The 21,759-nt window shown below is 71.8% G+C and carries 19 protein-coding genes and 1 tRNA gene; 10 read left to right on the top strand and 10 right to left on the bottom strand.

Annotated features, from left to right (window positions below):
- The first annotated feature begins 24 nt into the window (after nucleotides 1–24).
- Nucleotides 25–2,265, top strand: a complete 2,241-nt coding sequence (locus tag QEZ54_RS35350) for a hypothetical protein (RefSeq protein WP_281309145.1) — start codon at nucleotides 25–27, stop codon at nucleotides 2,263–2,265.
- A gap of 133 nt (nucleotides 2,266–2,398) precedes the next feature.
- Here the strand turns inward: QEZ54_RS35350 and QEZ54_RS35345 are convergent.
- A tRNA-Thr gene (locus tag QEZ54_RS35345) sits at nucleotides 2,399–2,474 on the bottom strand.
- A gap of 258 nt (nucleotides 2,475–2,732) precedes the next feature.
- On the opposite strand from QEZ54_RS35345, the gene ugpC reads away from it, so the two are divergent.
- A complete protein-coding gene (gene ugpC / locus QEZ54_RS35340) occupies nucleotides 2,733–3,824 on the top strand; it encodes a sn-glycerol-3-phosphate ABC transporter ATP-binding protein UgpC (RefSeq protein ID WP_281309144.1) in 1,092 nt (363 codons plus the stop codon).
- Between the two features lie 96 nt (nucleotides 3,825–3,920).
- The gene (locus tag QEZ54_RS35335) at nucleotides 3,921–5,312 is read left to right on the top strand and encodes a class II fumarate hydratase (protein ID WP_281309143.1); all 1,392 of its coding nucleotides are present in this window, start codon (nucleotides 3,921–3,923) and stop codon (nucleotides 5,310–5,312) included.
- A 109-nt stretch (nucleotides 5,313–5,421) separates the two neighbouring features.
- On the opposite strand, the gene rlmB is transcribed toward QEZ54_RS35335, so the two are convergent.
- From rlmB to QEZ54_RS35315, 4 genes are all read right to left on the bottom strand, one after another.
- Complete coding sequence (rlmB, locus tag QEZ54_RS35330; protein ID WP_281309142.1) at nucleotides 5,422–6,543, bottom strand: 23S rRNA (guanosine(2251)-2'-O)-methyltransferase RlmB; 1,122 nt, start codon at nucleotides 6,541–6,543, stop codon at nucleotides 5,422–5,424.
- Complete coding sequence (gene cysS, locus QEZ54_RS35325; RefSeq protein ID WP_281309141.1) at nucleotides 6,543–7,958, bottom strand: cysteine--tRNA ligase; 1,416 nt, start codon at nucleotides 7,956–7,958, stop codon at nucleotides 6,543–6,545. The genes rlmB and cysS overlap by 1 nt, the downstream gene beginning before the upstream one ends.
- A 13-nt stretch (nucleotides 7,959–7,971) precedes the next feature.
- Nucleotides 7,972–8,793: a hypothetical protein gene (locus tag QEZ54_RS35320; protein WP_281309140.1), complete on the bottom strand. Its 822-nt coding sequence runs from the start codon at nucleotides 8,791–8,793 to the stop codon at nucleotides 7,972–7,974.
- Between the two features lie 65 nt (nucleotides 8,794–8,858).
- Nucleotides 8,859–9,527 (bottom strand): HAD family hydrolase, encoded by a 669-nt coding sequence (locus QEZ54_RS35315; RefSeq protein ID WP_281309139.1) that lies wholly within the window; start codon nucleotides 9,525–9,527, stop codon nucleotides 8,859–8,861.
- Between the two features lie 146 nt (nucleotides 9,528–9,673).
- Here QEZ54_RS35315 and QEZ54_RS35310 point away from each other — a divergent pair, with 146 nt between their 5' ends.
- Nucleotides 9,674–10,291: a helix-turn-helix domain-containing protein gene (locus QEZ54_RS35310; protein WP_281309138.1), complete on the top strand. Its 618-nt coding sequence runs from the start codon at nucleotides 9,674–9,676 to the stop codon at nucleotides 10,289–10,291.
- Between the two features lie 268 nt (nucleotides 10,292–10,559).
- On the opposite strand, the gene QEZ54_RS35305 is transcribed toward QEZ54_RS35310, so the two are convergent.
- From QEZ54_RS35305 to QEZ54_RS35285, 5 genes are read right to left on the bottom strand one after another with little or no spacing between them, the layout of a single operon-like run.
- Nucleotides 10,560–12,239 carry a fumarate hydratase gene (locus QEZ54_RS35305; RefSeq protein WP_281309137.1) on the bottom strand — a complete coding sequence of 560 codons (1,680 nt, stop codon included), beginning with the start codon at nucleotides 12,237–12,239 and terminating at the stop codon, nucleotides 10,560–10,562.
- 49 nt (nucleotides 12,240–12,288) lie between these two features.
- Nucleotides 12,289–13,599: a PQQ-binding-like beta-propeller repeat protein gene (locus tag QEZ54_RS35300; RefSeq protein WP_281309136.1), complete on the bottom strand. Its 1,311-nt coding sequence runs from the start codon at nucleotides 13,597–13,599 to the stop codon at nucleotides 12,289–12,291.
- 47 nt (nucleotides 13,600–13,646) lie between these two features.
- Nucleotides 13,647–14,126, bottom strand: coding sequence for an Lrp/AsnC family transcriptional regulator (locus QEZ54_RS35295; protein WP_281309135.1), 480 nt, complete (start codon nucleotides 14,124–14,126; stop codon nucleotides 13,647–13,649).
- A 12-nt stretch (nucleotides 14,127–14,138) separates the two neighbouring features.
- Nucleotides 14,139–15,374, bottom strand: a complete 1,236-nt coding sequence (locus QEZ54_RS35290) for a hypothetical protein (RefSeq protein WP_281309134.1) — start codon at nucleotides 15,372–15,374, stop codon at nucleotides 14,139–14,141.
- Nucleotides 15,374–15,862: a sigma-70 family RNA polymerase sigma factor gene (locus QEZ54_RS35285; protein WP_281309133.1), complete on the bottom strand. Its 489-nt coding sequence runs from the start codon at nucleotides 15,860–15,862 to the stop codon at nucleotides 15,374–15,376. Before QEZ54_RS35285 ends, QEZ54_RS35290 begins: the two co-directional genes overlap by 1 nt.
- 184 nt (nucleotides 15,863–16,046) lie before the next feature.
- Here QEZ54_RS35285 and hppD point away from each other — a divergent pair, with 184 nt between their 5' ends.
- The 6 genes from hppD to QEZ54_RS35255 form a co-directional block, all read left to right on the top strand.
- Nucleotides 16,047–17,210, top strand: a complete 1,164-nt coding sequence (gene hppD / locus QEZ54_RS35280) for a 4-hydroxyphenylpyruvate dioxygenase (protein WP_281309132.1) — start codon at nucleotides 16,047–16,049, stop codon at nucleotides 17,208–17,210.
- Between the two features lie 209 nt (nucleotides 17,211–17,419).
- Nucleotides 17,420–18,112 carry an RDD family protein gene (locus QEZ54_RS35275; RefSeq protein ID WP_281309131.1) on the top strand — a complete coding sequence of 231 codons (693 nt, stop codon included), beginning with the start codon at nucleotides 17,420–17,422 and terminating at the stop codon, nucleotides 18,110–18,112.
- Between the two features lie 9 nt (nucleotides 18,113–18,121).
- Nucleotides 18,122–19,000, top strand: a complete 879-nt coding sequence (locus tag QEZ54_RS35270; RefSeq protein ID WP_281309130.1) for an RDD family protein — start codon at nucleotides 18,122–18,124, stop codon at nucleotides 18,998–19,000.
- Complete coding sequence (gene hisC / locus QEZ54_RS35265; protein WP_281309129.1) at nucleotides 19,000–20,058, top strand: histidinol-phosphate transaminase; 1,059 nt, start codon at nucleotides 19,000–19,002, stop codon at nucleotides 20,056–20,058. The genes QEZ54_RS35270 and hisC overlap by 1 nt, the downstream gene beginning before the upstream one ends.
- A gap of 54 nt (nucleotides 20,059–20,112) precedes the next feature.
- Nucleotides 20,113–21,381 (top strand): PQQ-binding-like beta-propeller repeat protein, encoded by a 1,269-nt coding sequence (locus tag QEZ54_RS35260; protein WP_281309128.1) that lies wholly within the window; start codon nucleotides 20,113–20,115, stop codon nucleotides 21,379–21,381.
- Between the two features lie 191 nt (nucleotides 21,382–21,572).
- Nucleotides 21,573–21,759 (top strand): hypothetical protein (locus tag QEZ54_RS35255; protein ID WP_281309127.1); only part of this gene is annotated, 187 nt, incomplete at its 3' end.

The following is a 21,759-nucleotide window of genomic DNA, read 5'->3' as shown; positions in this document are numbered from 1 at the left end:
ACTTTCGCTCGGGGAGGGGCGCCAGTGGACAGGGACGAGCTGGTAAACGAGGCCGAACGGGCACTCTGGGACGCGTTCGGCGCGGGCACCATGGTGAACCTCGGCCCCGGCGAGCCCGCCGAGGACGGCTTCGACCCGCAGTCCTGGGGCGCCGACCGGACCGTGCGCGCCGAGCTGATCGCCCGGCTGCTGCTCGGCGTACGGGACGTCGAGCCGGGCTACATCGCGAAGGTCAGGCTGGCCGGTGCGATGGTCACCGGCGAACTCGACCTCAACGGCGGCGACACGTCACACGAGCTGCACCTGGACCGGTGCTGGCTGGACGGGACGCCCGACCTCGCCGACGCGTACACCAAGGGCATCGCGCTGACCGGCTGCCGCCTGCCCGGCCTGACCGCGCACGGCCTGCAGACCTCCGGCCCCGCGCACCTGTCCGGCAGCCGGGTCGAGGGCGAGCTCGACCTCAACGGCGCCCGGATCGCCGGCCAGCTGTCCATGACCGGCACCCGCCTGCTCAACCCTGGCGGCGACGCGCTCAACGCCTGGAACCTCGTCGTCGACCAGGACCTGCTCTGCAACGACGGGTTCACCGCCGACGGCTCGATGGCGCTGTCCGGTGCGCACCTCGGCGGCATGCTGCTGCTCATCGGGGCGAAACTGAGCCACCCCGGGAAGTACGCGATCAACGCGCAGAACCTGACCATCGACCGCGACATGATCTGCCACGAGGGCTTCACCGCCGACGGCGCGATCGAGCTCAGCGGCGGCAAGATCGGCGGGCGCCTGTCGCTGGTCGGCGCCCAGCTCACCAACCCCGACGGGTACGCCTTCAACGCGCAGAACCTCGTCGTCGAGCGGGATGTGTACTTCAACGACGGGTTCAAGGCCGCCGGCACCATCGACCTCAGCGGCGCCCGCGTCGGCGGCCAGCTGTCCATGCTCGACGCCACCCTCGACCGCCCCGGCGGCCTGGCGCTGAACGCGCAGAACCTCACCGTCGGGGAGAGCATCCTCGCCTACCGCGGCCTGCGGGTCACCGGCGCGATCGACCTGTACGGCAGCCGCGTCGACGGCCAGCTCTCCCTGGTCGGCGCCGTACTGAGCAACCCGGGCGGCCGGGCGCTGCACGCCCAGAGCATCACCGTCGGCCAGGCCGTGTACTGCTACGGCGGGTTCACCGCGACCGGCCAGGTCGACCTGAGCGGGGCCCGCGTCGGCGGGGTCCTGTCCCTGGTCGGCGCCAAGCTCGACAACCCCGGCGGCGAGGCGCTGTCCGCCGAGAACCTGCACGTCGACATGGACATGGTCTGCTACGGCGGCTTCACCGCCGACGGCGGCGTCAACCTGTACGGCGCCACCGTCGGCGGCCAGTTCTCCCTGGCCGGTGCGGCGCTGCGGCACCCGCAGGGCCTGGCGCTCAACGGCCGCAACCTGACCGTCGGCCGGATCATGCAGTGCGGGCAGGGCTTCACCGCCGAGGGCACCGTCTGCCTGGCCAACGCCACGCTCAGCGGGGCGACGTTCGAGGAGGCCGTGTTCACGGTGCCGGCCGACGCGGTCCGTACCCACATCACACTCGACTGCGAGTCGCTCAGCGCGGCCTTCCTGATCCTGCCCGACCGGATGCCCGGCATCACCGACCTGCGCCAGGCCACCATCGGCCGGCTCTGCGTCCCGGTCGGCGCCCTGCACAGCCGGATGCGGTTGAGCGGCCTCACCTACACCGACCTCGACCCGGACCCCGACCCGCCGGTGCACCAGCGGCTCACCTGGCTGCGCCGCGACACCGACGGCTACCACCCCCAGATGTACGAGCAGCTCGCCGCGTACTACCGCGCCAACGGGCACGACCGCGAGGCCCGCATCGTCCTGCTCGGCAAGCGGCGCAGCCAGCGGCGGAACACCACCGGGTCGGGCACCCTGCCGGGGCTGCTCCGCCGCATCCCCGGCCTGCTCATCGACGGCCTCGCCGGGTACGGCTACGTGCCCGCGCGGGCCTTCGCCTGCCTGCTCACCGCCATCGCCGTCGGCACCTGGCTGTTCAGTCACCACCCACCGGCGCACCCCATGAAGAGCAGCGAGGCGAACGCGCTGCTGCTCGCCATCGACGCGATCCTGCCGACGTCACCGTTCGGGCTGGTGGAGGCCGCCGGACTGAGCGGCGGCACGTACCTGGCCGCGATGATCCTGCAGGGGTTCGGCTTCGCCCTGTCCATCGCGGTCCTGCCCGCCCTGACCCGCACCCTCGCCCGCGCCGACAAGTGACCAGCGCGCGGGTCCGCACGGGCGGCGCCGGCGCTGGCGCCGGGGCCGGGGCCGCAGTTTCGGGGAAACTGTCCTTAAAACCGTGGTGATTGCTGCACTTTCCCCGAAACTGCAGCGATCAAGAAATGCGGGATGGAGCCGACCGCGGGACTTGAACCCGCAACCTTCCGATTACAAGTCGGGTGCGCTACCAATTGCGCCAGGCCGGCATGAACCCCGTGTGGAGGTTCACAGCGATGGTACGCGTCGAAGTCCGCGCCCACGCCACCGGATTCCCAGAAGTTTCGTCCCCTACATGCCACTAATGTACGTTTTGCCTGGCGGGAGCGTTCCACCTGATGATCCACGGGCTTGTTAACCGCCCGTGACCGGGTTACTTTGGCGAACGCCGACCGTGTGAACACGGACGGTACTCACTTTCACTCGGATCGTCCGGCACGTTCCTGCCGGTGGAAGGAAGCACCCCCATGGCTACCGTCACGTACGCCAAGGCGTCCCGGATCTACCCGGGCACCGACCGCGCCGCCGTCGACCAGCTCGACCTGCAGATCGGCGACGGCGAGTTCCTCGTCCTCGTCGGCCCCTCCGGTTGTGGCAAGTCCACCAGCCTGCGCATGCTCGCTGGTCTTGAGGACGTCGACCAGGGCGCGATCTACATCAACGACAAGGACGTCACGAACCTCCCGCCGAAGTCGCGGGACATCGCGATGGTCTTCCAGAACTACGCCCTCTACCCGCACATGACGGTGTACGAGAACATGGCGTTCGCGCTCAAGCTGCGCAAGACCCCGAAGTCGGAGATCGACGTCCGGGTCAAGAAGGCCGCTCAGATGCTGCAGCTCGAGGAGTACCTGGGCCGCAAGCCGAAGGCGCTCTCCGGCGGTCAGCGCCAGCGTGTCGCCATGGGTCGCGCCATCGTGCGTGAGCCGCAGGTCTTCCTCATGGACGAGCCGCTGTCGAACCTCGACGCCAAGCTGCGCGTGCAGACCCGTTCGCAGATCGCCACCCTGCAGTCGCAGCTGGGCATCACCACGGTGTACGTGACGCACGACCAGGTCGAGGCCATGACCATGGGTCACCGCGTCGCCGTGATGCTCGACGGTGTGCTGCAGCAGTGCGACACCCCGCGTGCCCTGTACGACCGGCCGTCCAACGTCTTCGTCGCGGGCTTCATCGGCTCGCCGGCCATGAACATCAAGACCGTGCAGCTCACCGACGGTGGCGCCGTGTTCGGTCAGCTCGTCCTCCCGCTCACCCGTGAGCAGGTCGCCGCGGCGCAGTCCGAGGGCGGCAACGGCCAGGTCACCGTGGGCTTCCGCCCCGAGGACTCGGCGCTGGTGGGCGCGGGCGACGGCGGCCTGCCGATCGTCGTGGACCTGGTCGAGGACCTGGGCGCCAACGCCAACGTGTACGGCCACGCCGCGATCAATGGTGGCGAGGAGCGGTTCGTGGTCACCACGTCCCGCGCCCAGATGCCGAGCCTCGGCGAGACGGTGTACATCAAGCCGGCCGCCGACCACCACCACGCGTTCCACGCCGCGTCCGGCGTGCGCATCTGACGCAGTAGCCAGTAGAAAGGGCGGAGCCGACCGGCTCCGCCCTTTTTCCGTATGCGCTTTCCGTATCCGCCGGGCGCGGCGGGTAAGGATGTAGGCATGACCGAGTATCGAGTCGAGCACGACACGATGGGCGAGGTGCGGGTGCCCGCCGACGCGCTCTGGGGCGCCCAGACCCAGCGGGCGGTGGAGAACTTCCCGATCTCCGGCACTGGGCTCCCGTACCCCCTGATCATCGCCCTTGCCCAGATCAAGGAGGCGGCCGCGCAGGCGAATGCCGACACCGGCGTGCTGGACCGGGACACCGCCGAGGCGATCGCGGCGGCGGCCCGGCAGGTGATCGACGGCGACCTGGCCCGGCACTTCCCGGTGGACGTGTTCCAGACCGGTTCGGGCACCTCCACCAACATGAACCTGAACGAGGTGCTGGCCCGGCTGGCCGGGCAGGCGCTGGGTCGGCCGGTGCACCCGAACGATCAGGTCAACGCCTCGCAGTCGAGCAACGACGTGTTCCCGTCGGCGATCCACCTCGCCGCGCTGCGCCTCATCGCCGACGAGCTGCGCCCGGCCCTGCTGGAGCTGCACGAGGCGCTGAAGCTGAAGGCGGCCCAGTTCGCGCACGTGGTGAAGTCGGGGCGGACGCACCTCATGGACGCGACCCCGGTGACGCTGGGGCAGGAGTTCTCCGGCTACGCCCAGCAGGTGCAGCGGGGCGCCGAGCGGGTCGCCGCGACACTGCCGCACGTGGCGGAGCTACCGCTGGGCGGGACCGCGGTCGGCACCGGCGTCAACGCCAGCGCCGCGTTCCGCCACGAGGTGTACGTGCACCTGGCACACAACACCGGCCTGCCGGTGCGCGAGGCGGAGAACCACTTCGAGGCGCACGGCTCCCGCGACGCCCTGGTCGAGCTGTCCGGGCAGCTGCGTACGGTCGCCGTCAGCCTCTACAAGATCGCCAACGACATCCGCTGGATGGGCTCGGGTCCGCGGGCCGGGTTGAGCGAGGTGCACCTGCCCGACCTGCAGCCCGGCTCGTCGATCATGCCGGGCAAGGTGAACCCGGTGCTGTGCGAGTCGGTCCGCCAGGTCTGCGCGCAGGTGATCGGCGCGGACGCGACGATCGCGTTCGCGGGGTCGCAGGGCGACTTCGAGCTGAACACGATGCTGCCCGTGATCGCCCGCAACCTGCTGGAGTCGATCACCCTGCTGGCCAACGTGTCCCGGGTGTTCGCGCAGCGCTGCGTCCTCGGGCTCACCGCCAACGAGGAGATCTGCCGCCTGTACGCGGAAGGCTCGCCCTCGATCGTGACCCCGCTGAACCGGCACATCGGTTACGAGGAGGCGGCCGCGATCGCCAAGCAGGCGCTGGCGGAGAACAAGACCATCCGCCAGGTGGTCGTGGAGCGGGGCCACGTCGAGGCGGGCCGCCTCACCGAGGCCGAGCTGGACGCCGCCCTCGACGTCCTCGCCATGACCCGCGCCCCCGAGTAGCGGCTGCCACCGCCGCACCTGGCATCGACACTGGCCTATCCAGAGGACGGATTTCCGATTTCCGTCTTCCAGATAGGCCAGCGTCAATTAAAGACCGGGCGTGAACAGGTCACGCCGCGCGGCGGCGGGCCACCTCGGCCAGGGCCACCGCGGCGGCCACCGACGCGTTCAGCGACTCGACCTCCGACACCATCGGAATGCTCACCCGCAGGTCACACGTCTGCCCGACCAGCCGCCCGAGCCCGCGCCCCTCCGACCCGACCACCACCACCAGCGGCCCGACCGCAGCCTCCAGCTGGTACAGATCCGTCTCCCCGTCCGCGTCGAGGCCGACGACCGTGAACCCCTCCTGCTGCGCCTGCTTCAGCGCCCGGGTCAGGTTCGTCACCTGCGCGACCGGCAGCCGTGCCGCCGCTCCGGCGCTGGTGCGCCACGCGGTGGCGGTGATCCCGGCCGCGCGCCGCTCCGGCACGAAGATGCCCTGCGCGCCGAACGCGGCCGCCGACCGGATGACCGCACCCAGGTTGCGCGGGTCGGTCACCCCGTCCAGCGCCACCAGCAGCGGCTCCGGGTGCTCCGCCGAGGCGGCGAGCAGGTCCTCGAAGCTCTCGTACGCGAAGGGCGGCACCTGCACGCCGATGCCCTGGTGCATCACCCCGCCGGTGAGGCGGTCGAGCTCGGCCCGGCTGATCTCCAGGATCGGGATGCCCCGGTCGCCGCAGGTGCGCACGATCTCGGTGATCCGGTCGTCGATGTCGATGCCCTGCGCGATGTACAGCGCCGTGGCCGGGATGTGGGCACGCAGCGCCTCGACGACCGGGTTGCGCCCGACGAGCAGCTCGGGCGCGTCCTTGGGCGTGGCCGACTTGCGGCCGGGCGCGACCCGGGGGCCGCTGCTGCGGGCCGCGGTGGCGCGCCCCGGCGCGGTACGCCGCGTCGGCGCCCCCTTGCCCGTCCCGCCCCGGCCCCAGGTGGTGTCCTTGCTGCCCGGCTTGCCGATCTTCGGGGCACGCCCCTCGGCCGCGGCGGCCTTCTTCTCCTTGTCCTGCTTCCAGGCGGTCTTCGACGGCACCTTCTCGGTGCCGGAGTAGCCCTTGTGCCAGGGCCGCTCGTCGGCGGGCAGGGTCTTGCCCCGGCCCTTCAGGGTGTCCTTGCCCTTGCCGCCGCTCCCCTTGGTCGCGGTCTTCTTGCTGACCTGGCGAATGTTGCGGCGTTGCGAGTTGCCCGGCATTACAGTTCACTTCCGATCGTCCAGCGTGGACCGTGCGGGGTGTCCTCGACCACCACTCCGGCCTGTTTCAGCTGGTCGCGCACGGCATCCGCGGCGGCCCAGTCCTTGCGCGCGCGGGCAGCGGTCCGCTGCTCCAGCGCGAGTGCCACCAGCGCGTCCACGGTGCCGCGCAGTGAGTCGCCGGCCTTCGTGTCGGCCCAGGCGGGGTCCTGCGGGTCGAGCCCGAGGATGCCGAGCATGGCCCGCACGCTGCCCAGGGCGCCGGCGGCGGCCTTGGCGTCGCCGTTGGCCAGCGCGGTGTTGCCCTCGCGCACCACCTCGTGCAGCGCCGCGAAGGCGGCCGAGGTGTTGAGGTCGTCGTCCATCGCCTCGGTGAACTCGGCGCACAGCACGGTCGGGGCGGTCACCCCGACGAGTTCGGTGGCCCGCTGCACGAAGCCCTCGATCCGCCGGTACGCGGTGGCGGCCTCCTCCAGGGCGTGCCAGCTGAAGTCGATGCGCGCCCGGTAGTGCGGGGCGAGCAGGTAGTAGCGCAGGTCGGCCGGGCGCAGCCCGCGCTCGGTGACCGCCTCCAGGTCGATGACGTTGCCCAGCGACTTGCTCATCTTGGCCTCGCCGAGGTTGAGCAGGCCGTGGTGCACCCAGAACCGCGCGAACGGCAGCCCGGCCGCGCGCGACTGGGCCTGCTCGTTCTCGTGGTGCGGGAAGACCAGGTCCAGGCCGCCGCCGTGGATGTCGAACTCCGCGCCCAGGTAGCGGCGCGCCATGGCCGAGCACTCGATGTGCCAGCCGGGGCGGCCGCGGCCCCACGGCGAGGGCCACTCGGCGTCGTCAGGCTCCTCGGCCTTGGCGCCCTTCCACAGGGCGAAGTCGCGCGGGTCGCGCTTGGCCCGCTCCGGCCCGTCCGGGGCGGCCTGCATCTCGTCGGGGCGCTGGCCCGACAGGGCGCCATAGTCGGCGAAGGAGCCGACGGAGAAGTACACGTCGCCGCTGCCGTCGGTGCTCGGGTACGCGTACCCGAGGCTGATCAGCTCCTCGATCAGCTCGTGCATCTCCGGCACGTGGCCGGTGGCGCGCGGCTCGTACGTCGGCGCCAGCACGTTCAGGCTGCGGTACGCCGCGGCGAGGATCACCTCGTTGGCGTACGCGATCGACCAGAACGGGCGACCCTGCTCGAGCGACTTCTTCAGCACCTTGTCGTCGATGTCGGTGATGTTGCGCACGAACGTCACCGACAGCCCCGCGTGCAGCAGCCAGCGGCGCAGCACGTCGTAGTTCACGCCCGAGCGCAGGTGGCCTATGTGCGGCCCGGACTGGACGGTGAGACCGCACAGGTACACCGAGGCCTGACCGGGAACGCGCGGCACGAAGTCGCGCACCTGTCTGGTCGCGGTGTCAAAGAGTCTCAACGTCACCCGATAAGGATAGTCATCCTTCGCGACTCCATTGCGACTGCAGCCACCGCAGCGCGGGCAGGTATCTGTCATCAGCGGCGATGCGGTACAGCCGCCCGTCGGCGGCGGTGAACCCGATCGCCGGCCGGGAACCGCCCGGCCCGGACGGCGCCTCCTCCGGGGTGCTGCCCCGCACCGGGATCAGGCGGCGCGACGCTCCGGCGCCGCCCTGGGACAGCTCGACGGAGTCCGCGTCGGCGCGCAGGGTCCCCTCGAGCCAGCCGTCGCGGGCGTAGCGGGAGCCGGTGCCGTACACCGCGGCCGCCAGGTGCAGCGGTTCGCCCGCCCGCACGGCCGCCAGCAGCCGCTCGGGCGAGCCTGAGCTCCTACCGCCGCGGGGCGCCTCGTCGAGCTGGAACGCGCCGAGGCAGCGCGGCTCGCCGTACACCCGGATGTCCGCCAGCGCCCGGTCGATCAGCTCGCCCGAGCCCCGCCAGCCCTGGACCTGGGTGTAGTAGCGCCAGCGCCGCCCGTCGGGCGACCTGCCGCGCCCCACCACCCGCCACGGCACCCCGAACAGCGTCCGGATCAGCACGAACAGCGGCAGCAGCAGGAGCACGATCAGCCACTCGGTCACGAAGATCGCCAGCGCGAGCAGGAACGGGAAGGCCAGCACCAGCAGGCCGACAGCGATCGCGATCGCGCAGCCGACCGGATGGTCACCCAGGTCGACGCTGCCGAACTCCATCAAGCCGCTGTCGCCGGGGCCGAAATCGCGGGCCTTCGGCTTCCAGGGCAGCCAGCGCCGGCCGACCCACCATTCCCGGCCGTCCGCCCCGCTCGCCCGCCCCGACATGCCCGGCATCCTGGCACGCCGCCGCAACCCCGGGCAGCGGGCTGTGACGCGATCGTCTGCGCAGTTCAGGCGGCTTTCAGGTCCGCGATCACCGCGGGCAGCCGGGCCAGGTCCGCGACGATCGCATCCGGGCGGACCGGGCCGGGCACGGGGGCGCCGGTGCGGTTGAGCCAGACGGTACGCAGACCGGCGCCCGCCGCGCCGACGACGTCGTGGTCGTAGGAGTCGCCGACGTAGACCACCTCGCCGGGCCGCGCCCCCGCCGCCGCGAGCAGCGCCTCGAAGAACCCGGCCGCGGGCTTCTTCGGCACTCCGCCGCGCAGCGCGTACAGCTCGAACGCGAACAGGCCGCCCAGCCCGCACCGGGCCGCCTCGCTGTTGGCGTTGGTGCCGTACCCCAGCTGGTACTCGCTGCGCAGCTTGGCCAGCACGTCGAGCACCCCCGGGAACGGGCGCGAGTTGGCGAACCGCACCTCGAAGAACAGGTCGAGCAGGCGCGGGGTCTCGTCGCCCCGGCCGACGCGGTCGAGGGTGATCCGCAGCGCCGTCTCCCGGATGAGCGTGGCGGGCTGGTCGGCCATGCGCAGCCAGCAGTCGTCGGCGTCGGCCCGGAACCCGGCCACGCTCAGACTCGGCTCGCCGACGGCGGCCACCACCGCGGCGAGTCCGGCGTTCACCCCCGCCACGATGTCCACCAGCGTGTCATCAGCATCGAAGGCAACGGTCGTGATCATCGGTACACGTTAGCGGATACCACCTGCTCAGCCCAGAAACGCGCCCACCCCCGCCCACCCCTCACCCCTCCGGGGGTAAGGAAGGGACCCTTCCTCTACGGAATGCGATAAGAAGGGGCCCTTCCTTACCTCGGTAGGGTGGGGAGGTGGACACCGCGCAGACGCTCGACCGGGGGCTGCGACTGCTGACGCTGGTCGCCGACACCCCCGGCGGACTCACCGTCACCGAGGCGGCGACCCGGCTCGGTGTCGGCCGTGCGGTGGTGTACCGCCTGGCCACCACGCTGGCCGAGCACGCGCTGATCCGGCGCGACGCCGCCGGGCGGCTGAAGCTGGGGCTGGGGCTGCTGCACCTGGCGCGCCGGGCGCAGCCGCTGCTGGCCGACGCGGCCGTGCCCGCGCTGCGCAAGCTGGCCGACCAGGTGCACGCGACCGCCCACCTGACCGTGGCCGACGGGGACGAGGCGGTCGCGGTCGCGGTGGTCGAGCCGAGCTCGACGGTCTTCCACGTCGCCTACCGCACCGGCTCCCGCCACCCGCTCGCCGCCGGCGCCGCCGGCCGGGCGATCCTCGACGCGCACGAAGGCTGGACGGTGTCGTCGGGCGAACTCCAGCCGGGGGCGTACGGCATCGCCGCGCCGGTGCGCGACGTCGAGGGCCTGCGCGCGAGCGTGGGCGTGGTCGCCCTGGCCCCGCTCGACCCCGCCACGGTCGGCCCCCTGGTCGTCGCCGCCGCCCACACCCTCACCACCGCCCTCGCCTGACCCCCGCCCGCGGCGCCGGTATCGGCTGTCCGCCACCCTGTGGATAAACCCGTGAACTGCGTATCCACAGTGTGGATAACCCGCCGTCCACAGGTTGCCCACACCTTGTCCACAGCCCTGTGGCGGTTATCCACAGGCGGATCCACAGCTGCACCCCGGCCTTGGTTCACGTTGAACGCCGTCAGCGGTCACTTGCTGCGGCTGAGCCGGAGGAAGTGACCGCTGACGGCGATCTTGAACGAAGAACCCCTGGACGCGGGGCCGACGGTCAGCGGCGGCCGATGGCCAGCAGGGGGTTGGGCTTGGAGGTTTCGGCGAAGAAGTCATTGCCCTTGTCGTCGACGACGATGAAGGCCGGGAAGTCCTCGACCTCGATCTTCCACACCGCTTCCATGCCCAGCTCGGCGTACTCCAGCACCTCGACGCGCTTGATGCAGTCCTGGGCCAGCCGGGCGGCCGGGCCGCCGATCGAGCCGAGGTAGAAGCCGCCGTAGGCCTGGCAGGCCTTGGTGACCTGGCCGCTGCGGTTGCCCTTGGCGAGCATGACGTACGAGCCGCCGGCCGCCTGGAACTTCTCCACGTACGCGTCCATGCGGCCCGCGGTGGTGGGGCCGAACGAGCCCGAGGCGAAGCCCTCCGGGGTCTTGGCCGGGCCGGCGTAGTAGACGGCGTGGTCGCGCAGGTACTGCGGCATCGGCTCGCCCGCGTCCAGCCGCTCGGCGATCTTCGCGTGGGCGATGTCGCGGGCCACGACCAGCGGGCCGGTCAGCGAGAGCCGGGTCTTCACCGGGTACTGCGACAGCTGCTCGCGGATGGCCGCCATGGGCTGGTTGAGGTCGACCTTGACCACGTCGCCGTCGGCGGAGGCGGCCGCCGACAGGTCCTCGGCGGTGGTGTCGGGCAGGAAGCGGGCCGGGTCGGTTTCGAGGCGCTCCAGCCATACCCCCGAGGGGGTGATCTTGGCGACGGCCTGGCGGTCGGCGGAGCAGGAGACCGCGATGGCGACCGGGCACGACGCGCCGTGCCGGGGCAGGCGGATGACGCGCACGTCGTGGCAGAAGTAGCGGCCGCCGAACTGCGCGCCGATACCGAAGCTGCGGGTCAGCTCCAGCACCTCGGCCTCCAGTTCCACGTCGCGGAAGCCGTGCGCCAGCATGCTGCCCTCGCCGGGCAGGTTGTCCAGGTACTTCGCCGAGGCCAGCTTGGCGGTCTTGAGCGCGTGCTCGGCCGAGGTGCCGCCGATGACGATCGCCAGGTGGTACGGCGGGCAGGCGCTGGTGCCGATGAGCCGCAGCTTCTCGTCCAGGAACCGGATGAACGAGGCGGGGTTCAGCAGCGCCTTGGTCTCCTGGTAGAGGTACGACTTGTTGGCGCTGCCGCCGCCCTTGGCCATGAACAGGAACTTGTACGCGTCGGCGTGCCCGTCCGGGTCCTCGGCGTAGAGCTCGATCTGCGCGGGCAGGTTGGTGCCGGTGTTGCGCTCGTCCCACACGGTCAGCGGGGCGAGCTGCGAGTAACGCAGGTTGAGCTTGGTGTACGCCTCGTACACCCCGCGCGCGATGGCGGCTTCGTCGGCGCCGTCGGTCAGCACGTGGCGGCCGCGCTTGCCCATCACGATCGCGGTGCCGGTGTCCTGGCACATGGGCAGCACGCCGCCCGCGGCGATGTTGGCGTTGCGCAGCAGGTCCAGCGCGACGAAGCGGTCGTTGGCCGACGACAGCGGGTCGTCGAGGATCGCCCGCAGCTGGGTGAGGTGCGCGGGGCGCAGGTAGTGGGCGATGTCGTGCATCGCCTCGGCGGTGAGCTGGGTGAGGATCTCCGGCTCGACGGTCAGGAACTTGCGCCCACCCGGCCCGCTGACGACGTCCACACCCTCGTCGGTGACGAGCCGGTAGTCGGTGGTGTCCGCGCCCAGGGGCAGCAGGGAGGAGTAGGCGAAGTCGGTCATGGGCAAAAGCGTACTCACGGGTCGCCCATGGGCTGAATTCGCGCTCTGCCTAATCGAACGCCAGGTAACCGAGATCACGCCGCTGCCCCAGGAGCAGCCCGTTCGCGTCGGCGGCGAGCACGTCGGCCTCGGTGTCGACCTGGCGGCGGACCTTGCCGCTGGTGGCGTCGAGCACGATGACCCGGTCGGGTCCGCGGTCGACGACGACCACCACCTTGCCCCGCACGGCCGCCGACGCCTCGGTGTCGACCTTGCGGTTCCACAGCGCCTTCGGCTTGCCGCCCGACTCCAGGTCCAGGCTGTACCCGGTGAACTTCGCGCCGTCGGCCGAGCGGACCACCGCCCGGTTGCCGTCGACGGCGACCACGCGTTCGCCCGGCGCGCACAGCAGCACCTGGCGCCCGAAGCCGGTGTCCAGCAGCGCCTGCCGCCCGCCGGGGGTGGTGGCCAGCACCAGGTCGCCGGAGCCGGTGGGCTGGTGGCGCTGGTCGCAGCCGCCGCCGGTGATGGTGCCGAGCTGGTTGTCACGCCAGCGCCACACCTCGTCGCCGGTGACCGCGTCCCGGCCGATCACGGTCACGCCGCAGCCGCCGTCGCGCGGCACCGCCTCGCTGTGCACGACCCGGCCGCCCAGCACGATGATCCGCTCGCGGCGGCTGGGGCTGACCTCCGGCAGCACCGCGCCCTGCGCGGTGTCGACGACGTACACCCGGCCGTCGATCGGGAAGCCGAGCAGCTGCGGCATCGGCTGCGGCTCGACCCGCTCGGCGATCCGGTCGGCCCCCAGCTGCACGCTGCCGGACAGCTCCGGGTTGTCGGCGAACAGCACGAACCCCATGCCGGGCAGCCCGACATGCCAGCGCTCGTCGCCGCTGGCGGGTTCGCGGGCGGTCAGCTCGCAGTTCTTGGGGGTACGGCACGCGACGTCCAGCAGGTAGTCGGAGAACGTCCACACGGCCGCGGCCCGGTCGTCGCGGCGCAGCACCGCCCCGGTCGCCGGGTCGATCACCTGGTACCCCTTGACCAGCAGCTTGCCCGCCACGACGACGGTCCGGCCGGGCGGCCCGGCCACGGCGGCCCAGTCGGCGGGCGTCTGCCAGAGCCGGCGGCCGGTGGTACGGCTGCGCACCTCGACCGAGTCCCGGTGCTCGACGACGATGTGCTGCTCCAGCAGCGTCACGTGCTGCGGGGTGCCGCCGAGCCGCTCCTGCCAGCGGGCGGGCGGGTCGGCGATGGGACCGCTGGTGCTCATCCAGTCCCACAGATCGGGGAACGGGTTCCACACATTGGTGCTGACCAGCACCGTCATCGCCACGGCCACCGCGACGAGCCAACCGGCGCCGGCCCTCCCCTTGGCCATCCGCCCAGGATAGCCAGCCGACGATCAAACGTGAGTGAGTGTCCGATCTATCCGTGTCGGGCGGCTTTACGCACCAGCGGCAGCGTCCGGTACGGCAGCTGCTCCGCCAGGGCGATCAGCGTGGAGGCGCGCAGGATCGCGTCGTAAGCCACGATCTCGTCGATTACCCGCTGCAGGTCGGCATTGGACCGGGCCACGATCCGGCACAGCAGGTCTCCGCCGCCGGTGATGGTGTACGCCTCCAGCACCTCGGGAATCGTCGACAGGTGCGCCGCCACGGGGTCGTGCCCGCCGCTCTGCCGGATCTCCAGCGTCACGAAGGCGGTCACCCCGTAGCCGATCGCCTCCGGGTTCAGCTCCGGCCCGAACCCGGTGATGACGCCGCGGGCCACCAGCCGGTCCAGTCGCGCCTGGACGGTGCCCCGCGCCACCCGCAGGCGGCGCGAGGCCTCCAGCACGCCGATCCGCGGCTCCGAGGCCAGCAGGTCGATCAGCCGTACGTCCAGCTCGTCCACGGTGCCGGTCACCGGCCCATCATGTCACCGCGGCCGGTGCGTGACCGTGCCGCCTTTCCACTGCCACACCTCGGTCCGGGTGAACACCTCGATCAGCGCGGGCCGGTCGGCCACCGTCGCCGGCGAGCTCCACCAGCCGCCGAACCAGCCCTGCGACAGCCCCAGCTCGACCTTCTTGCCGCTGTCCAGCACGGCTCTGGCCTGTACGGCACCCTCCGGCGCGAGCCCCAGCAGCCAGCCGCGCTCGCCCCGGTCGGCGTAGTTGAACTGCATCGGATGCCAGGTGCTGCTCGGATCCTGCAGCGCCGCCACCTCCGTGACGGTGACGGAGCCGTCAGCCGTGCGCATGCACGCCACCATCAGGTGCTCGTCACCGTAGAGGAGACCGGCTTCGTCACCGGCGCGCAGCCCGATCCGCAGGGTCGGCAGGTCCGGAAACCCCAGCCGGCCGAACCTGGCGGCGCCGCGACCGCAGGCCGCCGCCAGCGTCTGCTCCTGGTACGCGCCGTCGACCTGCTCGGAGCCGCCCGCGATGTACATCCGGTCGTCGCCGAAGGCGCGCAGCGTCGCATCCCGCAGCCCGCCCTCGGGGGCCCAGATCAGGAACATCCGGTCGTCGATGAGCCCCTGGACGATCCCGCCGCCGGCCACGTGCGCCTCGATCTCCCGCACTCCCGCCGGAACCCGGCCGATGTAGAAGTCGGGGTCCTGCTGCACGCCGTTCTCGTCCGGGAACCCGCTCCTGCCGTAGTAGGGCAGCTCGGCCCCCGTGTCCCCGAGCAGCCGGGCGAACGGCGGCCCGGCCGTGGCCAGACTGACGGTGGTCTGCCGGGCGTTCCGCTCGCATTCGACGACGTAACCGGTGTCCGCCGGGGCGAACACGCGCATCCCCGACTCCCCCCGGCTCACGTCGAAGCGCAGCGGGGGCAGCGCGTCGCGCAGCTCCGGCGGCAGGCTGCCGCGATCCTGCTCCAGCCACTTCTGCTCGCAGTCCCGCACGAACGAGGCGTGCCAGGCGGGCTCTCCACCGCCGGTCGGTTCGACGCTCGGCGAGGTCAGCGGCTGCACGATGCCGGTGCCGCCGGTCGGCCACACCAGGAAGGCGACCGCGGCCAGCGCGGCCATACCCGCCGCCGCCCAGCCCGTCACCCTCCGCCGGGCACCGGTGCCCGCACGCTGCTCTATCTCGGTCACCGTCATGGTGAAGCGCTCCTCCCCGTACTCCTCGGTGAGCCTGGTGCGCAGGTCGTCGACGGTCATCACGCCACCTCCGGGGTGCAGCGCAGCGCCGCGACGGCGGCGGGCTCGAGTTGGTGACGAAGCGAGTGCAGGGCGCGGTGCAGGTGCGCGGTCACGGTGCCCTCGGCGATGCCGAGCAGCTCGGCGGTCTCGGCGACGCTCAGGTCGGCCAGCAGCCGCAGCGCCACCACCTCGCGCTGGCGCCGGGGCAGGGCGGCGAGCAGCTTGCGCAGGTCGCCGTCCGGTTCGCGCTGGGTGCCGCGCTCCGGTACGTCGCCCAGCACCTCGCGGCGCAGCCGCCGCCATACCGAGCGCTGCACGTTCAGCGCGGTCACCAGCACCCAGCCGGTCGGGTTGGGGTGCTCGCGGACCACCGCCCACCGGGCGCACGCCCGCGCGTACGCCTCGGCGACCGCGTCCTCGGCCGCCGCGCGGTTGCCACCCGCGGCGAGCACGGCGCGGAACACCGCGTCCTTGCCGCTGAGGTAGAACTCCGCGAAGTCGTTCATCCTGTCTCCCTCGTCACCTGGGAATACTCCCGGGAGCCCAGGAAGCCTTACCTACTTCCATAACGAAACGATAACTAGGCAATCTGTACAGCGAATGCGGCAGACCACCGGTCGTTCTGCGCAATCTGATCAGCTCCCGTACTGACAGTTGCCCAGGTCACCGCCCTCGCGCCATTCTTCGGCCATGACCGCTGTCGCTCACCCGGCCGCCATCCACACGGCCCCCTCGTACGACCCGTTCCCGGTGAAGGGCGTCGACCACCTCGCCTTCCTCGTCGGCAACGCCCGGCAGGCGGCCCACTACTACTCGACCGCGTTCGGGATGACCCTGGTCGCCTACCGCGGCCCCGAGCAGGGCTACCGCGACTACGCCGAGTACGTGCTGACCTCCGGCAGCGCCCGGTTCGTGCTGCGCGGCGCGGTCCACGCGGCCGCGCCCGGCGCCGACCACCACGCCCGGCACGGCGACGGCGTCACCGACATCGCGCTCGAGGTCCCCGACGTCGACGCCGCCTACGCGTACGCGACCGAGCACGGCGCCACCGGCCTGCAGGCCCCGGTCGACCTGACCGACGCCAACGGCACGATCCGCGTCGCCGCCATCGCCGCCTACGGCGACACCCGGCACACCCTGATCGACCGGTCGAACTACCACGGCCCGTTCGAGCCCGGCTTCGTCGCCGCCGACCCGATCGTCGACCGCTCCGCCGCGATCGCGGGCGGCTCACCCAAGCGCTTCTTCCAGGCCGTCGACCACGTCGTCGGCAACGTCGAGCTCGGCAAGATGGACGAGTGGGTGGAGTTCTACCACCGCGTCATGGGCTTCACGAACATGGCCGAGTTCATCGGCGACGACATCGCCACCGACTACTCGGCGCTGATGAGCAAGGTCGTCGCCAACGGCACCCGCAAGGTGAAGTTCCCGCTCAACGAGCCCGCCATCGCCCGCAAGAAGTCCCAGATCGACGAGTACCTGGAGTTCTACGGCGGCCCCGGCGCCCAGCACATCGCGCTGGCCACCAACGACATCCTGGCCACCGTCGACGCGATGCGCGCCGCGGGCGTGGAGTTCCTGGCCACCCCGGACTCGTACTACGACGACCCGGAGCTGCGCGCCCGCATCGGCCACGTCCGCGTGCCGATCGAGGAGCTCAAGGCGCGCCGGATCCTGGTCGACCGGGACGAGGACGGCTACCTGCTGCAGATCTTCACCAAGCCGGTGCAGGACCGGCCGACCGTCTTCTTCGAGCTGATCGAACGGCACGGCTCACTCGGCTTCGGCAAGGGCAACTTCAAAGCCCTCTTCGAAGCCATCGAACGCGAGCAGGAAACCCGCGGCAACCTCTGACCGGGAGGTGGCAACCTCTGACCGAGGCAAGGAAGGGCCCCTTCTTATCGCTTTCCGTAGCAGAAGGGCCCCTTCTTAACGCGGCGAGCAGCCAGCGGAGCTGCGGCGGGCCGGCCCCATTCCAGAGCTGGGGGGCCGGCTCGTCCGCTGTCCGCTGGCACCTGACCGCCGGGCCGCCCCAGCGGCGTTGACGTGGAAGGATGTCTCGCATGACCACCCCCGTACCCCCCGGTCCGACCCCTGACCAACCGGGCGTCGTACGACCGCCGCTGACCACCCCGCCGCCCGGCATCCCGCACCAGGCCCCGCCGCCGTGGGGCCCGCCGCCCGGCAGCTGGACCCCGCCGCCCGCACCGCCCGGCGCCTGGACCCCGATGCTGGTCCCGCTCGCACCCAACGGCGCGCTCCTGGCGAGCTTCGGCCAGCGCCTCGGCGCCTACCTGATCGACCTCGCGCTCTACTCGGTGCTGAACATGATCCTCATCGTGCCGATCATGATCTTCTGGTTCACCCGCATGTTCGACCTCACGTCGAAGGCCCAGCCGAACGGCGAGCTTCCCCCGGGCGAGATGCTCGCGGCGATGGGGACGATGTTCGCCCTCATGGGCGGCGCGATCGTGCTCATGCTGCTGTTCACCTACCTCTACTACGTGGAGTACCAGCTGCACACCGGCGGGCGCACGCTGGGTAAGAAGCTGGTGAAGCTGGCCGTCGCGCCGGTCGACCCGACGCGGCAGCTGACCCGGGGCGACCTGACCAAGCGGTGGGCCGTGCAGCACCTGGCCGCGGCGCTGGTGCCGCTGTTCAACTACCTCGACGGATTCTGGCAACTGTGGGACAAGCCGCTGCAGCAGTGCCTGCATGACAAGGCGGCGCAGACGGTCGTGGTGAAGGTCGGTTAAATAGCAGTCATGACGATCAGCCCCGGGTGGTACAAGGACCCTGCCGATCCCAGTACGCAGCGCTACTGGGACGGTGAGGGCTGGGTCGGTGCGGCCCTGCCCGCCGACGCCGTCGCGCCCGACGGCCCGCCGGAGCCCGAACCGGCGCCGCCGCCCCCGCCGCCGCCCGTCGTCGCGCCCCAGCCCGGCGGGGTCAGCTCGTCCCGGGACGGAGTCACCCCGCCGGTGTTCCCCCCGCCCCCGTTCGGCACCGGGCCGGGCGGCGGCCCCGGGGCACGCCCGCTGCCGCCGGGCTGGCCGCACCCCGTCCCGACGACGCCGGTACGCCCGCACGGCATGCCCCTGGCCTCCCCCGGCGTACGCCTCGGCGCCCGGCTCGTCGACTTCCTGGCCGTGCTCGGCCTCAACATCGTCGTCAACGGCTGGTTCGTGTACCTGTGGCTGCGCGAGTTCGTGCCGTACATGCGCTCGGCGTTCCAGAAGGCGCTCGACGGCGGCCAGGTCACCGACGTGGCCCGACCCGCGCAGCTGGACGGGCTGTTCCTGGTCATCATCTTCATCGCGCTGGGCCTGTGGTTCGCCTACGAGGTGCCCGCGACGGCCCACTCGGGCCAGACCTTCGGCAAGCGGATCATGCGCATCAAGGTCGTGCCGGTGGAGAACCTGCAGCCGCTGGGCATGGGCCGCGCCTGGCGCCGCTGGACCCCGCTGGCGCTCCCGCTGCTGCTCATCCCCTGCTGCCTGATCTTCTTCGTGATCCCGCAGATCCTCGACGTCGTGCTGATGCTGATGGACCGGCGGCAGCGCATGGCCTGGCACGACCGCTCGGCCGGCACGTACGTGGTCCAACTGCCCGACGCAGCCCGTCCCAAGAAGAGAGGTGCCTGATGACCAAGCGGAGCCTCACCCGCCCCGACCTCGCCGCCCTGCCCAACTACGTGCCCGGCCGCTCCGTCCCCGGCGCGATCAAGCTGGCCAGCAACGAGGTCCCGTACGGCCCGCTGCCCGGCGTCGCCGAGGCGGTCGCCGAAGCGGTCGCCAACGTGCACCGCTACCCGGACATGGGCGTCGGCGCGCTGCGCGACAAGTTCGCCAAGCGGCTAGGGGTGCCCGCCGAGCGGGTCGTCACCGGCTGCGGCTCGGTCGCGCTGGCCGAGCACCTGGTCCGCGCCACCTGCGTGCCCGGCGACGAGCTGCTCTACTCGTGGCGCTCGTTCGAGGCGTACCCGATCATCGCCGCCACCACCGGTGCCACCTCGGTCAAGGTGCCCAACACCGAGGTGCACGGCCACGACCTGGACGCGATGGCCGCGGCGATCACCGACCGCACCCGCCTGATCCTGGTCTGCAACCCGAACAACCCGACCGGCACCAGCGTGCGCCGCGCCGAGATCGACGCGTTCCTGGCCCGGGTGCCCGAGGACGTGCTGGTCGTGCTCGACGAGGCGTACAAGGAGTTCGTCACCGATCCCGAGGTCCCCGACGGCGTCGAGGTGTACGGCGACCGCCCCAACGTCGCGGTCCTGCGCACCCTCAGCAAGGCCTGGGGCCTGGCCGGGCTGCGCATCGGCTACCTGGTGGCCCAGCCGGACGTCGCCGACGCCGTACGCAAGGTGGTCACCCCGTTCTCGACCAGCCTGCCCGCGCAGGCCGCCGCGCTGGCCGCGCTCGAAGCCGAGGACGAGATGCGCCGCCGCTGCGACCTCGTGATCGCCGAACGGGCCCGGGTCACCAAGGCGCTGCAGGAGCACCTGCCGAGCATCCCGGACAGCCAGGCCAACTTCGTCTGGCTGCCGCTGGCCGACCAGGCGGGCGCGTTCGCGCAGGTGTGCGAGGCCGAGGGCGTCATCGTGCGGCCGTTCGCCGGCGACGGCGTACGGGTCACCATCGGCACCGCCGAGGAGAACGACGCCCTGCTGCGGGCTGCGGAAAAGTACTTCGGCTGAGCATCGGAGCAGACCGGGATGGCGTGGCGGACTCTGCCTCGTAGCACGCGTGCGGTGATCGCCGGCGCGGTCTGCGCGGCGCTGGTGGCCGGGGGCGGGATCGTGCTGTGGCGCGTGTTCCGCCCCACCGACGTCGTCACCACGGCGACCCGACCGCTGCCCGCACCCGTCATCCCGGCCCCGGGCGCCCTCGGCGCGCTGATCTCCGCCCCGCTGATCGTCGGCGACCGCATCCGCGTCCACGCCGCACCCCGGCAGGTCTGGGCCGACGGGCCCGCCGACTTCCACTACGAGACCAGCGCCCTGTGGTCGCTGCGCCGCTGGCCGGCCGACCTCGTCGGCGTCGTCGCGCTGGGCGAACCGCCCGTCGTCGTCAGCTCCTGGAGCGACGGCATGCTCTTCGGCACCGACGCCGACACCGGCAGGACCCTCTGGTCGGTCCACGGGGACACCCTCGGCGACGACTACCAGGGCCGCCGCACCGGCGCCGCCACGGTCTACGACCCGCCCGGGCTGTTCACCGCCGGCCAGACCGTCCTCACCAGCAAGGACAAGACCCTCACCGGGTACGACCCGACGACCGGCTCCGTACGCTGGCGCGTGGACCTGCCCGCCGACGACGACTGCCGTGGCACCGCGTTCACCGCGGCCACGCAGTTCCTGCTCCACGACACCTGCACCGGCACCCTCCTCCGGTACGCCGCCGACACCGGTGCCGCCCTGCCGCCACTGGGGACCGCCCTCACCGCGGTGGAGCCCGTCTCCTGCGCCGTCGGCGCCTCCGACTGCCTCGGCGTACGCACCACCGGCACCGACGGCCGGCACGCCTGGCTCCTCCCGCCAGCAGCGACCTCCGGTACGGAGACCGTGGCTGGCACACCGACCGCGTCCGAGCCGCTGGCCGCCCCTGGCGCCGTCGTCGCCGAGCCCGCTGAGGGCGCCACGGTCGTCGTCACCGCACCGGACCCGGCCGCCGTCACGGAGCTCACCGGCCGCGATCCCGTCACCGGCGAAGTCCGCTGGACCTGGCGGCCTCAGCCCGGCGATCCCGCACCGGCGCTGCTGCCCACCGGGGCGCGCGATCGGGTCCTCCTGGTGACTCCGGAGCACACGCTGATCGCGGTGAACGCGGAAACCGGGAAAGAACTGTCACGCTCGACGCTGGACCTCTACTACGAGGACCCCTTCCCCTACACCCTCGGCCACGTGTACGCCTCCGGCAACTACCTGGTGCTCGAGCGCCTCCGCCCCGACACCGCGCCCGAGGCGCCGGACAGCACGTACTACCCCTCCCCCCGCCCAGTCCTCCTCGCCGCCTCCTGACCCCCTCGCCTACCCACCCTCACAGGTCCCGCCCCGGAGGCGTGGGGCGCGGCCCGTCGCCGCCATGCCATGCTCGGCGAAGGCTGCAGTTTCGGGGAAAGTGCTGGAATCTTGGGCGCCATTCGCGCAACTTCCCCGAAACTGCACGGACGTCGACGCCTGTCTGCGCGGCTCGGTCGAGCTTCGGCGCGATGAGGTTCATCGAGGTCATCGAGGTCATCGAGAACCGACCGCAGGGGCAGATCTTGGGCGGTCACCGCGAATTGATCGTTGCTCGCGGTCATTCGGCCCAGTCCAACGGCCGTGCGTCACCGCAGACGGCGATCATCGCCCCCGACGGCCGGCCGGGCCACGCCGGTGGACGCGTGGCCTCGGGTT

Origin of the sequence: Catellatospora sp. KI3, assembly GCF_029948125.1 — a bacterium.
Classification (GTDB): domain Bacteria; phylum Actinomycetota; class Actinomycetes; order Mycobacteriales; family Micromonosporaceae; genus Catellatospora.
Note: the sequence above shows the minus strand (reverse complement) of the source record. Positions and strands in the feature narration are given on the sequence as shown.

What these genes read in the sequence shown, in the direction of transcription:
- ugpC (WP_281309144.1), top strand. Translation starts at nt 2,733, where the DNA reads ATGGCTACCGTCACGTACGCCAAGGCGTCCCGGATCTACCCGGGCACC.
- QEZ54_RS35335 (WP_281309143.1), top strand. Translation starts at nt 3,921, where the DNA reads ATGACCGAGTATCGAGTCGAGCACGACACGATGGGCGAGGTGCGGGTG.
- rlmB (WP_281309142.1), bottom strand. Translation starts at nt 6,543, where the DNA reads ATGCCGGGCAACTCGCAACGCCGCAACATTCGCCAGGTCAGCAAGAAG.
- QEZ54_RS35320 (WP_281309140.1), bottom strand. Translation starts at nt 8,793, where the DNA reads ATGTCGGGGCGGGCGAGCGGGGCGGACGGCCGGGAATGGTGGGTCGGC.
- QEZ54_RS35315 (WP_281309139.1), bottom strand. Translation starts at nt 9,527, where the DNA reads ATGATCACGACCGTTGCCTTCGATGCTGATGACACGCTGGTGGACATC.
- QEZ54_RS35305 (WP_281309137.1), bottom strand. Translation starts at nt 12,239, where the DNA reads ATGACCGACTTCGCCTACTCCTCCCTGCTGCCCCTGGGCGCGGACACC.
- QEZ54_RS35300 (WP_281309136.1), bottom strand. Translation starts at nt 13,599, where the DNA reads ATGGCCAAGGGGAGGGCCGGCGCCGGTTGGCTCGTCGCGGTGGCCGTG.
- QEZ54_RS35290 (WP_281309134.1), bottom strand. Translation starts at nt 15,374, where the DNA reads ATGACCGTCGACGACCTGCGCACCAGGCTCACCGAGGAGTACGGGGAG.
- QEZ54_RS35285 (WP_281309133.1), bottom strand. Translation starts at nt 15,862, where the DNA reads ATGAACGACTTCGCGGAGTTCTACCTCAGCGGCAAGGACGCGGTGTTC.
- hppD (WP_281309132.1), top strand. Translation starts at nt 16,047, where the DNA reads ATGACCGCTGTCGCTCACCCGGCCGCCATCCACACGGCCCCCTCGTAC.
- QEZ54_RS35275 (WP_281309131.1), top strand. Translation starts at nt 17,420, where the DNA reads ATGACCACCCCCGTACCCCCCGGTCCGACCCCTGACCAACCGGGCGTC.
- QEZ54_RS35270 (WP_281309130.1), top strand. Translation starts at nt 18,122, where the DNA reads ATGACGATCAGCCCCGGGTGGTACAAGGACCCTGCCGATCCCAGTACG.
- hisC (WP_281309129.1), top strand. Translation starts at nt 19,000, where the DNA reads ATGACCAAGCGGAGCCTCACCCGCCCCGACCTCGCCGCCCTGCCCAAC.